Source organism: Bacillus fonticola (assembly GCF_012955605.1).
Lineage (GTDB): Bacteria > Bacillota > Bacilli > Bacillales > JC228 > Bacillus_CG > Bacillus_CG fonticola.
This window is the reverse complement of sequence record NZ_CP052135.1, coordinates 1,758,532-1,770,518: the sequence shown is the minus strand read 5'-3', so window position 1 is coordinate 1,770,518 and position 11,987 is coordinate 1,758,532. Positions and strand designations below refer to the sequence as shown.

The 11,987-nt window shown below is 44.3% G+C and carries 14 protein-coding genes; all 14 read left to right on the top strand.

What is annotated here, in order from left to right:
* Window positions 1–70 precede the first annotated feature (70 nt).
* Genes HHK01_RS08640 through HHK01_RS08575 form a run of 14 tightly spaced genes read left to right on the top strand, consistent with a single transcriptional unit; the run spans window position 71 to window position 11,984 of the window.
* Window positions 71–292, top strand: coding sequence for a flagellar FlbD family protein (locus HHK01_RS08640; protein ID WP_170007408.1), 222 nt, complete (start codon window positions 71–73; stop codon window positions 290–292).
* Window positions 285–707, top strand: coding sequence for a flagellar basal body-associated protein FliL (gene fliL, locus HHK01_RS08635; protein ID WP_170007407.1), 423 nt, complete (start codon window positions 285–287; stop codon window positions 705–707). The genes HHK01_RS08640 and fliL overlap by 8 nt, the downstream gene beginning before the upstream one ends.
* 50 nt (window positions 708–757) lie before the next feature.
* On the top strand, window positions 758–1,756 hold the full coding sequence (gene fliM / locus HHK01_RS08630) for a flagellar motor switch protein FliM (RefSeq protein WP_170007406.1): 999 nt from the start codon (window positions 758–760) through the stop codon (window positions 1,754–1,756).
* Window positions 1,746–2,936, top strand: a complete 1,191-nt coding sequence (gene fliY, locus HHK01_RS08625) for a flagellar motor switch phosphatase FliY (protein ID WP_170007405.1) — start codon at window positions 1,746–1,748, stop codon at window positions 2,934–2,936. Before fliM ends, fliY begins: the two co-directional genes overlap by 11 nt.
* 12 nt (window positions 2,937–2,948) lie before the next feature.
* On the top strand, window positions 2,949–3,311 hold the full coding sequence (locus tag HHK01_RS08620; protein WP_170007404.1) for a chemotaxis protein CheY: 363 nt from the start codon (window positions 2,949–2,951) through the stop codon (window positions 3,309–3,311).
* A 19-nt stretch (window positions 3,312–3,330) separates the two neighbouring features.
* Window positions 3,331–4,008: a flagellar biosynthetic protein FliO gene (locus HHK01_RS08615; RefSeq protein ID WP_170007403.1), complete on the top strand. Its 678-nt coding sequence runs from the start codon at window positions 3,331–3,333 to the stop codon at window positions 4,006–4,008.
* Window positions 4,001–4,666, top strand: a complete 666-nt coding sequence (gene fliP / locus HHK01_RS08610; protein WP_170007402.1) for a flagellar type III secretion system pore protein FliP — start codon at window positions 4,001–4,003, stop codon at window positions 4,664–4,666. The genes HHK01_RS08615 and fliP overlap by 8 nt, the downstream gene beginning before the upstream one ends.
* A 14-nt stretch (window positions 4,667–4,680) precedes the next feature.
* A complete protein-coding gene (fliQ, locus tag HHK01_RS08605; protein ID WP_170007401.1) occupies window positions 4,681–4,950 on the top strand; it encodes a flagellar biosynthesis protein FliQ in 270 nt (89 codons plus the stop codon).
* Between the two features lie 7 nt (window positions 4,951–4,957).
* A complete protein-coding gene (gene fliR / locus HHK01_RS08600; protein WP_170007400.1) occupies window positions 4,958–5,740 on the top strand; it encodes a flagellar biosynthetic protein FliR in 783 nt (260 codons plus the stop codon).
* A gap of 16 nt (window positions 5,741–5,756) precedes the next feature.
* Window positions 5,757–6,851: a flagellar biosynthesis protein FlhB gene (gene flhB, locus HHK01_RS08595; RefSeq protein ID WP_170007399.1), complete on the top strand. Its 1,095-nt coding sequence runs from the start codon at window positions 5,757–5,759 to the stop codon at window positions 6,849–6,851.
* Window positions 6,852–6,871: 20 nt separating this feature from the next.
* On the top strand, window positions 6,872–8,908 hold the full coding sequence (flhA, locus tag HHK01_RS08590) for a flagellar biosynthesis protein FlhA (protein WP_170007398.1): 2,037 nt from the start codon (window positions 6,872–6,874) through the stop codon (window positions 8,906–8,908).
* Window positions 8,905–10,038: a flagellar biosynthesis GTPase FlhF gene (gene flhF, locus HHK01_RS08585; protein ID WP_170007397.1), complete on the top strand. Its 1,134-nt coding sequence runs from the start codon at window positions 8,905–8,907 to the stop codon at window positions 10,036–10,038. Before flhA ends, flhF begins: the two co-directional genes overlap by 4 nt.
* A complete protein-coding gene (locus HHK01_RS08580; protein WP_228027525.1) occupies window positions 10,016–10,921 on the top strand; it encodes a MinD/ParA family protein in 906 nt (301 codons plus the stop codon). Before flhF ends, HHK01_RS08580 begins: the two co-directional genes overlap by 23 nt.
* A gap of 4 nt (window positions 10,922–10,925) precedes the next feature.
* Window positions 10,926–11,984 carry a protein-glutamate methylesterase/protein-glutamine glutaminase gene (locus HHK01_RS08575; RefSeq protein ID WP_170007395.1) on the top strand — a complete coding sequence of 353 codons (1,059 nt, stop codon included), beginning with the start codon at window positions 10,926–10,928 and terminating at the stop codon, window positions 11,982–11,984.
* Window positions 11,985–11,987: the final 3 nt, after the last annotated feature.

The following is an 11,987-nucleotide window of genomic DNA, read 5'->3' as shown; positions in this document are numbered from 1 at the left end:
TAAAGGCGAAGAAATGGTCACCTCAACAGTAAAAAATTGAGGTAATCATCGCTTTTAGGCCCCCCGCAATATGATTGAAGTGACACGCTTAAACGGGAAAACTTTTCACGTGAACGGTTTATATATCGAGACGGTTGAAGCACACCCAGATACGATGCTGACATTAACTAACGGGAAAAAGTTTGTTGTTACGGAATCTGTTGAAGAGGTGCGCCACCGAATCGTTGATTTTTATCGTCAAGCGAATGTATTGCAGGCGAGCCCACCTGAAGGAGGGAGTGCTGATGAATAAAGTTTTACTGACGACCCTTGTCACACTTTCCATTCTCACCGTCGTTGGAGCTGGTGTGTTCGCTTACTTTTTTCTAACAGATTCACAAGCAGCTTCTTCTGAACCAACTATCGATGAAGTACTAGAGGCTTCGGTTGACTTTGAGGAAATGACGACAAACTTAATGAGCGATGAATTTATTCGTATTTCATTCAAGATTCAAACGAGTAGCGCAGACGCTAAGGAAGAACTGGATAAGAGAAGTTTTCAAGCCAAAAACATCATTTTAAAGAAGATTTCCGATTTGAGTGCGGAAGATTTCAAAGGTAGTGAAGGAAAGGCAGCGGTTGAAAATACTCTTCGCGAAAAGTTGAATGCTGTCATGCAAAGTGGTCGTGTTGAACGTGTGTACATCACTTCCTTCGTTCTACAGTAGGCGTTACAGGTTGATCTTTTAATCAGTGTTCGAAAAGGAGGTGAGGTCTATTGAGTCAAGACATCCTCTCGCAAAATGAAATAGACGCCCTGCTATCAGCCATCTCAACGGGGGAGATGTCAGCAGACGAGCTTAAAAAAGAAGAAAATGAAAAAAAGGTAAAAGTGTACGATTTCAAACGTGCGCTCCGCTTCTCGAAAGATCAAATCCGCAGTCTCACGCGAATTCATGAAAACTTTGCCCGCATGCTGACTACTTACTTTTCTGCTCAGCTTCGGACCTACGTGAATATTACCGTTGCCTCGGCTGATCAAATCCCGTATGAGGAATTTATACGCTCCATTCCAAAAATGACTATTCTTAATGTGTTTGAAGTCCCCCCGTTAGACGGACGAATCATTATGGAGGTAAACCCAAACATTGCGTACGCCATGATGGATCGGGTACTTGGGGGCAAAGGGAACAGTGTAAACAAAGTGGAGAGTTTAACAGAAATCGAGACAAAGCTCATGTCAGCGATGTTTGAACGAGCAGCGGAAAATTTACAAGAAGCGTGGCAATCCATTGTATCGATTGACCCGGTATTGTCGGAATTTGAGGTAAACCCGCAGTTTTTGCAAATGGTATCCCCGAACGAAACGGTTGTCGTGATATCATTAAATACGACAATTGGGGAAACAAGTGGCATGATAAATATTTGTATCCCACACGTCGTACTTGAACCGTTAATTCCAAAGCTTTCTGCTCATCATTGGATGCAAACGGCAAAAAAAGAGCGCTCGCAAGCAGAAGTGCACGAGCTGGAAAAAAGTATAAAGCGTGCACAACTTCCGATCGTAGCCGAGCTAGGTCGATCTGTAATGACCATTGAAGACTTTCTTTCATTGGAAGAAGGCGATTGTATTTCGCTAGAACGTTCCATTAAAGAATCACTGGTTATCCACGTCGATCGAGTGCCGAAGTACTTTGCTCAACCTGGGCAGGTCGGAAAAAAGATGGCGATACAAATACTAGATCCATATAGGGGGGGAGACGACGATGATGAATGACGGTATGCTCTCTCAAGACGAAATTGATGCGCTTCTTCGAGGGACAGACGATGAACCAACAGAGAATAAATCCGCAGCTGTAGAAGATTATTTCAACTTAATCGAACTAGACGCGTTAGGAGAAATCGGAAACATTTCGTTCGGGAGCTCTGCGACAGCATTGAGCCAACTCTTAAATCAAAAGGTCGAAATCACGACGCCAACGGTTTCTGTAGTGGAACGCTCAAAGCTTTCGGAAGAGTTTCCTCATCCTTATGTGGCCATACAAGTTCAGTATACAGAAGGTTTTGCAGGTGAGAATTTACTCATTATTAAGCAGAGTGACGCTGCTATTATTGCGGACCTTATGCTTGGCGGAGATGGACAAGAGGCGACTGCCGAATTCGGAGAGATCCAAATAAGTGCAGTACAAGAAGCGATGAATCAGATGATGGGTTCGGCAGCGACGAGCATGTCGACAGTGTTTAGTAAGCGAGTAGACATTTCTCCGCCGAACATCTCTTTACTGGATGTACAGCATGGGGAAGGCACGGAATATATTCCGGAAGAAAATATGTTAGCGCGCGTTGCTTTTCGTTTGAAGGTAGGAGAGTTGATCGATTCTACCATTATGCAATTGCTTCCTGTGCAGTTTGCTCGTTCTCTTGTACATGAGCTACTTTCGCCACAAGAAGAGGAAGTTCAACCTGGAACAATGTCAAATGAGCAGCCTGTACAGCCACCGTTTGCAGTGAGTGAAGCACCTACCAAACTAGCTGCACAGCCTGAACACCCAACTCGGGAGAATCCCGCACAACCTACTCAAGAGGCTGTGTCGCAAATGGCTCAACAACCGAGACGTGAGCACGAGGCTCCGGAAGCGAACGTACAACCTGCAACGTTTTCACAGTTTGCCCCCGGTCAAACACCACGAGCAGATACACGTAATTTAGATATGCTTCTAGACATTCCGCTCCAGGTAACGGTTGAGCTCGGTCGCACGAAGCGCTCTGTTAAGGAGATTTTAGAGCTGTCATCGGGATCTATTTTAGAACTTGATAAATTAGCAGGGGAACCTGTTGATATTCTCGTAAATGACCGTTTAGTTGCTAAAGGTGAAGTAGTAGTAATTGAAGAAAACTTTGGGGTTCGTGTGACAGATATTTTAAGTCAAGCGGATCGGCTGAAAAAAATTCGCTAGGGGGTTTTAGGATTGGCTCACAAAATTCTTATCGTAGATGACGCAGCTTTTATGCGCATGATGATTAAAGACATCTTATCAAAAAATGGCTATGACGTAGTTGGCGAAGCTCAGGACGGAGCACAAGCCGTCGAAAAATACAAAGAACTCGCACCAGATCTTGTCACAATGGACATTACGATGCCAGAAAAGGACGGCATTACTGCATTAAAAGAGATTAAAGCGATCAACCCGAGCGCTAAAGTGATTATGTGCTCGGCAATGGGTCAGCAAGCGATGGTAATTGATGCCATTCAAGCTGGTGCAAAAGACTTTATTGTGAAACCATTTCAAGCAGATAGAGTGCTAGAAGCGATTAACAAAACGTTAAGCTAAAAAAGTAGGTGGCCATTATATGAAGACAGTCAACTTCATCCGTATTTTATCTAGCATCCTGTTTCTCTATCTCCTGACTAATGGTTCACCTGTTCTCGCCCAAATTGGCAATCAAAGCGTGAAAGATTGCTGGGAGCAACCAGAATCTTGTGCCAACGAGGCACCTGCTTCAGTGAAAGCTGATGAAGAATCTGAAACGTCAGGTGTCGGGATTACCGCATGGGACGTACTGCGGATGATTGGTTCACTCGTCCTTGTTCTAGCTATCTTACTCCTTATATTAAAATGGATTCAAAAAAAGGGATCACCTTTTCAAAGACAAGGTGGCATTCAAACGCTTGCTGGATCTTCACTATCTCCAAAAACGAGTATGCAAGTCGTCAAAGTTGGCGATCGTGTCCTTCTGCTAGGCGTCGGTGAGAACGTGCAGTTACTAGGCGAATGGACTGATGAGCAAGATGTAGAAAAACTTCTCGCCTCTTTGCAAACAAGCGAAGAATCAGTGGTTCCACCAATTGATCAATGGATGAAGCGCTTCTCTCGTATAGGGAAAAGCTTACCGAAAGCAACTGGGTCCCAAAAAGATCCCACTTTTCAATCAAAGTTCGAAAAGGAACTTCGTGAGTTGAAAAAGAATCGAAAACGTGTAACAGATGCCCTTCAGCAGCAGAAAGGAGACAGAACGAACGATGAATGAATTTGTAGATCTGTTCTCCACTGCTGAAACGGAAAACATTACCACATCCGTACAATTACTATTGCTCTTGACCGTATTGTCTTTAGCACCTGCCATCCTTATTCTGATGACGAGCTTTACGCGTATCATCATTGTGCTTGGATTCGTTCGGAGCGGACTGGCCACACAACAAATGCCACCGACTCAAGTGCTCATCGGCCTCGCCTTATTTTTAACATTTTTTATTATGGCACCTACTTTACAAGAGGTAAACGACCAAGCACTACAGCCACTCTTTGATGAAGAGATTTCATTAGATGAAGCGTACGAGCGAGCAAGTACGCCATTTAAAGAGTTTATGAGTGAACAGACGAGACAAAAGGATTTAGCGCTCTTTTTGAACTATACAGGAGCCCAAACACCAGAATCCATCGACGACATTCCTATAACGACGCTAGTCCCAGCTTTTGTAATCAGTGAGTTAAAAACGGCATTCCAAATTGGCTTTATGATCTTTATTCCTTTTTTAGTGATTGATATGGTTGTGGCTAGCGTGCTTATGTCGATGGGGATGATCATGCTACCCCCTGTCATGATCTCATTGCCGTTTAAAATTTTGCTGTTTGTTCTAGTCGATGGCTGGTATTTGGTTGTGAAATCTTTATTAGAAAGTTTTTAGGTAGGTGACCCTTAATGAGTGGTGAAGATGTGATTGGATTGGCTGAAAACGGAATATGGGCAATTTTGTATATTTCAGGTCCGCTTGTACTGCTTGCGCTCATCGTAGGGCTACTCGTCAGTATCTTCCAAGCAACGACGCAAATTCAAGAACAAACGTTAGCGTTCATACCGAAAATCGTCGCTGTGCTAATAGGGATCGTTTTCTTTGGTCCGTGGATGTTGAGCCGCATGCTCTCCTATACAATTGATATCTATGAGAATTTAACGACGTTTATAGGATGAAACCTTGATGACACTATTACAATGGGTGGATGAACTACCGGCGTTTTTACTTATTTTAGCAAGGGTATCGTCGTTTTTTCTCACCGTCCCGTTTTACTCATACAAAACGATTCCGGTTCAATATAAAATTCTATTCTCGATTCTATTTAGCTGGACGCTCGTATTCGTTGTCGACGCCGAAAGCATTCCGATAGATGATGCCTTTATTTTACTTGTGATCAAAGAAGTCATGGTTGGCTTAGCATTAGGATTTACGGCGATGATCATTTTATCTGCTGTACAAATCGCTGGTGGACTCATTGATTTCCAAGTAGGGTTCGCGATCGCTAACGTCATCGATCCGCAAACAGGTGCACAAACACCGATGCTTGGACAATATTTTTACGTATTCGTTATTCTTTTTCTCCTTTCTGTTGATGGCCACCATGTATTACTAGATGGCTTGTTTTATAGTTATCAATGGGTAGGTTTGACCGATACGATTTGGGGATTAGGCAAAGGAGAAACAGTTGAGTTTATCGCTAAATCATTCTCTACGATGTTTGCGATTGCGTTTCAATTAGCGATTCCAGTAGTCGCGACGCTATTTCTTGTAGACGTGGCACTTGGTATTACAGCAAGAGCGGTTCCGCAGCTAAACATATTTGTAGTCGGCTTTCCGTTAAAAATCCTGGTGAATTTCCTTGTGCTCATTATCGTTTTTGCTGTTTTTATGACCGCCGTAAAAGGATTGTTTGAGTTCATGTTTATTTCGATGCGTGATCTATTAATTTACATGACGGCAGAGTAAAGGGGTTCAAAGCAACATGCTTCAATTAGATTTGCAATATTTTGCTGGAGAAAAGACTGAAAAAGCAACCCCGAAAAAACGACAAGACACACGCAAAAAAGGGCAAGTAGCGAAAAGCCAAGATGTGAACACCGCTATCATTATGTTATTTGTATTTTTATCCTTTCTATTCCTTGGCGGCTTTTTGCTAGATCGTTCACTTGCGGTGTTTACGACTGTTTTCGGAGAGTACATGCTATGGGAACTGACAGAGGCATCGGCTTTTACGTTGTTTCTGGAGTTTTTACAGCAATTTGCTTGGATGATTGTGCCTGTAATGCTCGTCGCATTTGTTGCAGCTGTAATTGGGAATTACATTCAAGTGGGCGTGTTATTCGCTCCTGAATCGATTAAAATGAAGCTGGAGAAGCTTGACCCGATCAAAGGGGCGAAACGAATATTTTCATGGAGAGCATTGGTAGAGCTCGCAAAGTCGTTCCTCAAAATCACGCTTATTGGGGTGGTCACGTTCGCCGTATTGTGGCTTCAGATTGACGAAGTGTTGCAACTATCACTGACCTCCTTAGGCGATATCGTTTCTACGCTAGGCTTATTAACGTTACAAATGGGATTAGCGGGATCAGTTGTGTTAATCGTTCTGGCTGTGTTTGATTATTTATACCAACGCTTTGATCACGAAAAGAATATACGCATGTCTAAGCAAGACTTGAAAGATGAATATAAGAACACGGAAGGCGACCCACTCATCAAATCGAGGATTAAACAGCGACAGCGAGAAATGGCAACTCGACGCATGATGCAAGAAGTTCCGGATGCAGACGTTGTCATCACCAATCCCACCCACTTTGCGATTGTATTGAAGTATGACGAGGAGAAATCTGATGCGCCGTACGTAGTAGCAAAGGGCGCGGATTTTCTTGCCCAGAAAATAAAGAGAATTGCTAGCGAAAACAAAATTGAAATGGTAGAAAATCGTCCGTTAGCGCGGAGCTTATACGAAAGCACGGAAATTGGTCAACCAATACCAGAAGAGTTTTTTAAAGCGGTAGCGGAAATTTTGGCTTACGTGTATCAAACGAATAACAAAACACCTAGAAGGAACACAAAGTAGTAAGAAAGTAGGGAAATCATATGAAAGCTCGAGACTTAGCGGTCTTACTAAGTGTTATCTTAATCGTAGCGATGCTCATCATACCTTTTCCACCGATGATGTTGAGCTTTTTCATTATCATTAATATTTCCCTTTCATTAGTTGTCCTTTTGATTGCAATGAACATGCAGGAGCCTTTGCAATTTTCCATATTTCCTTCCCTCTTATTGCTCCTCACTCTGTTTCGACTTGCTCTGAATGTATCGACAACGAGGTCTATTTTAGCAGACCAAGATGCAGGACAAGTTGTCGATACGTTTGGAACGTTCGTTGTGGGTGGCGACATTTTAGTTGGTCTCGTCGTGTTTTCGATCCTTATCATCATTCAATTTGTCGTCATTACAAAAGGTTCTGAGCGTGTTTCAGAGGTGGCAGCACGATTTACTCTCGACGCAATGCCAGGGAAGCAAATGAGTATTGATGCCGATTTGAACGCAGGTGCCATATCTGATAAGGACGCGAAGGAGCGCCGAGAAAAAATTTCCCGTGAAGCTGATTTTTACGGTGCCATGGATGGTGCTAGTAAGTTTGTGAAAGGGGATGCTATCGCTGGTGTGATCATCGTTTTCATTAACTTACTCTTTGGGATGATCATCGGCATGGCCGTGTTAGGGATGGGATTCGCAGATGCTGCAATCACGTTCTCACGCTTAACTGTCGGGGATGGGATTGTGAGTCAAATTCCAGCCCTCCTGATCTCTACAGCTACAGGTATTGTCGTGACACGCGCAGCGAGTGACGGCAACATTGGAAAAGACATTACGACACAATTGCTCGCTTACCCGAAGATGCTCTACGTAGCTGGTGGGGCTATTTTGTTACTTGGAATGGTGACGCCAATTGGTTTACTTTTGACCCTTCCGATAGGTGGACTTATGATCGTTGGGGGCTTCATGTTAAGTCGTGTGGATGTCGTCGACAAAGAAGGTCTGCAGGAGATGGAAGAAGTAGCCGCCAGTGATGAAATGAAAAAATCAGAAAACGTCGTTCAACTATTAAATCTTGATCCGATTGAGTTTGAATTTGGTTATGGGCTCATTCCGCTAGCAGACAGTCAACAAGGTGGAGATCTGCTTGACCGGATCGTAATGATTAGGCGACAACTTGCCCTGGAATTAGGCCTTGTCATCCCGATCGTCCGTATACGTGACAATATTCAATTGGAACCGAATGAGTATCGCTTGAAAGTAAAAGGGCAGGAAATGTCAAAGGGTGAAATTCTCCTCGATCATTTTCTCGCGATGTCTCCTGGGGAAGACGACCCTTCTATTGTTGGGATTGACACAATTGAACCGTCATTTGGACTGCCAGCGAAATGGGTAACGGAAGCGACGAAGGATGAGGCAGAATTACTCGGATATACAGTTGTTGACCCCCCTTCTGTTGTGAGCACGCATATTACAGAAACGATTCGTACGCATGCGAGTCAGCTTCTTGGTCGTCAGGAAACGAGTGAACTCATTGAGCACGTGAAAGAAATGTACCCTATTTTAGTTGAAGAGATTACGCCAAGCCCGCTCTCTATTGGAGACATCCAAAAAGTGCTCTCCAAGCTATTAAAGGAAGGCGTGTCGATCCGAAACTTACCCGTTATTTTTGAGACTTTAGCAGATACAGCCCAGATGACGAGTGATCCAGAACTACTGACTGAATATGTACGACAATCGCTCGCGAAACAACTGACTTCTCAATACGTTACAGGCGATGTGCTCAAGGTGATTACACTATCCGGTGCGGTCGAAAAGACGTTTGCCGATCATATTCAACAAACAGAACACGGGAATTACTTATCGTTAGATCCAGATTCATCGCAAAAAATTCTGAACGCCATGGCTCATGAAATGGAACGTCTCAGTTTGACAGAACAGTCGCCGGTAATCCTTTGCTCACCAGGTGTTCGGATGTATGTTCGTCAGCTTACAGAACGTATTTTTCCGCAAGTTCCGATCCTTTCTTATAACGAATTGGAGTCGAATGTCGAAGTGCAAAGCGTAGGGGTGGTGAAAGTTAGCTCATGAAAATGAAGAAATTTGTAGCCGAATCTATGCCAGCAGCGTTGCAAAAAATTCGTACCCAGCTTGGCGATGATGCAGTGATTGTTAATTCTAAAGTGGTCTATACGGGTGGATTTCTTGGCATGTTTAAGAAAAGGCAACTAGAGATTGTAGCAGCTGTTGACGAGCACGGGGCGCCTAGTCCCCAGAAAGTGGCGTATGAGCACTCTCCTGAGAAAAAAGAAATCGCTCCCGCGTCACCATCTCTGGAGCCACTTCTTCAAGAGGTGAAGCAGTTACGAGAGCAAATGAGCCGTAAACAACAAACAGAATCGGTAAACAATGGCTTAGATAGTACACTCTTCCCTGAAAAGGTGCAACCTATTTGTCGGAACCTGCTACAAGTAGGCGTACGACCAAGTACTGTTAAACTTTGGACAGAGCAAGTGACGAAGCGACTGTACAAAGACGATGCGCTTCAAGTGGAAAATGCATTTTCACAAGAAATGCAAAACGCTTGGTCTTCTCTTACTTTCGGCCCCACTTTGTACGAAAAAAAATATATCAATGTTGTCGGTCCTACTGGCGTTGGCAAGACGACGACGTTAGCCAAATTAGCTGCAGACAGTATTCTTCAACACGGTAAACGTGCAGCTTTCATTACGACAGACACGTATCGGATCGCAGCCATTGATCAACTACAAACGTACGCAAAAATAGTGGGGGCACCACTCGAAGTTTGCTATAACGTGCAAGATTTTCGGAAGGCAAAGGAACGCTTCTGTGACTATGACGTCGTGTTTGTTGACACGGCAGGGCGCAATTTCCGAAATGAAACGTACGTTCAAGACTTAGAAAAAGTCATCGACTTTACAAATGAAGTGGAAACTTTTCTTGTGCTCGCCTTGACTTCAAAAGAAGAGGATATGCGCGCTATTATCGACAAGTTTCGTCACATTGATATCCATCGTTTTATATTCACGAAGCTAGATGAAACCGCTACATACGGCACGATGGTTTCTATCGTTGAGGAATACGAAAAGGGCGTTGCTTACGTAACAAATGGACAAAACGTTCCAGACGACTTGTTGCCGATTTCAAAAGACGCGTTTGCAAAGCTTCTGCTGAACGATGGATGTGATCAACATGGATGATCAGGCGGCGTCTTTACGAACGCGTCTTATGGGGACAAATCGTACTGTCCAACGAGATGACACGACGAATAAAATTCCCCATTCAATCGCCATTGTAAGCGGAAAGGGCGGGGTGGGAAAGTCCAACATTTCGTGTAACTTTTCCATTTTGTATGCGAAGCACGGTGCGCGTACGTTGCTCATTGATTTGGATGTAGGTATGGGCAACATCGATGTGCTATTAGGACAGCGCTCATCAGGCTCCCTTTATGATTTCTTTACTAGAGGGGTTCCACTCAAAAGCCTCATTCAAAAAGGACCTGAAGGGATGGAGTACATCTCCGGGGGGTCAGGCTTTCATCAATTAGTTGATCTCAGTTCTGCACGGGTAAGTGCGTTTCTTGATGAGTTGGAAGCGATTCAAGCACAGTACGACACATTCATTTTAGACTTAGGCGCCGGTATCAGCCAATCCCACTTAACGTTTATGCTCGCTGCTCGGGACATCGTCGTTGTGACGACCCCAGAGCCTACAGCGATGACAGATGCCTACTCTGTTTTGAAGTACCTACTCGTTCACTATCCCGAAAAACAGCCGAAGTTACTCGTGAACAAAGCAAAGAACGAAAAAGAAGCAAGAAATGTTTACAGTCGGCTTGTGGGGACGCTCCATCAATTTTTAGGTGCTTCTGTCGTTCTCTACGGTGTTCTACCTGAAGATGCAGCTGTGAGTAGCGCCGTCATTCAACAATCGCCCTATACCGTTTCGAAGCCGAAAGCCGCGATCAGTCTCGCGCAAGAAAACATTGTTCGTGAACAGCTTCACATGTTAAACGGGATATCGAACGAGCAAGAGCGCTCCTTTGTACAAAAACTCCGCACATTTTTGAGTGGAAGGATGTGATCTTGTGAGATCAATAAAGATTCTGGTCGTAGATGATTCTGCTTTTATGCGGAAGCTCGTCCGAGAAATTCTGACTACAGAAGAAGGATTTGACGTTGTGGCCACGGCAAGAGATGGGGTCGACGCTCTACAAAAGATCGAAAAACATACTCCGGACGTGGTTACTTTAGACGTAGAAATGCCGCACATGGATGGACTAGAATGTTTAAAACAAGTAATGGCGATTAGACCCACTCCAGTCGTCATGGTGAGTAGTACAACGCAATCTTCAAGAAATACGACTATTTTAGCAATGGAGCTCGGGGCAGTCGACTTTGTGGCAAAGCCATCTGGTCCTATCTCACTAGATTTGCATAAAATCCGCGACGAATTGGTGGAAAAAGTAAGACAAGCTGCAGCCGTAAATGTTCAAACACTACGACAAATAGCGCATCCATCGGTCCTTGCTCCAGAGAAACTTTTTCAACGAGCCGTCCAACCACCTGATGGGAAGAAGCCCCTCGTGGTCATGGGTACCTCGACAGGTGGGCCGCGCGCATTAGAATCTGTCCTAACAAAGTTACCCTCTACGTTTCCAGCACCGATATTGATCGTACAGCACATGCCACCGATCTTTACGAAGTCTTTGGCTGACCGCCTGCATGTACGATCTGAAATTTCGGTGAAAGAAGCAGAGGAAGGCGATCTTCTCAGGCCAGGTTGCGCTTACATCGCCCCTGGTGACTACCATATCGGGTGTGAAACAGTTGGAAAAAGTACGGCAATTAGACTTCTCCACACGCCCCCAAGAAAAGGGCACAGACCGGCAGTTGACGTTTTGTTTGAAGAAGTCAGTCAGTTGGAACGTTTCGCAAAAATAGCGGTCGTGATGACAGGGATGGGTTCGGACGGAAGAGCAGGCGTGGAATTGTTAAAACAGACCGATCCAAGTACGAAGGTGATTGCAGAATCAATCGAGTCTGCCGTTGTATACGGCATGCCAAAGCAAATCATTGATGCAGGTCTAGCAGATTCGATAACGCCACTAGAGTACATTGCAGACAGACTTTTACATTATGTTTAGAGA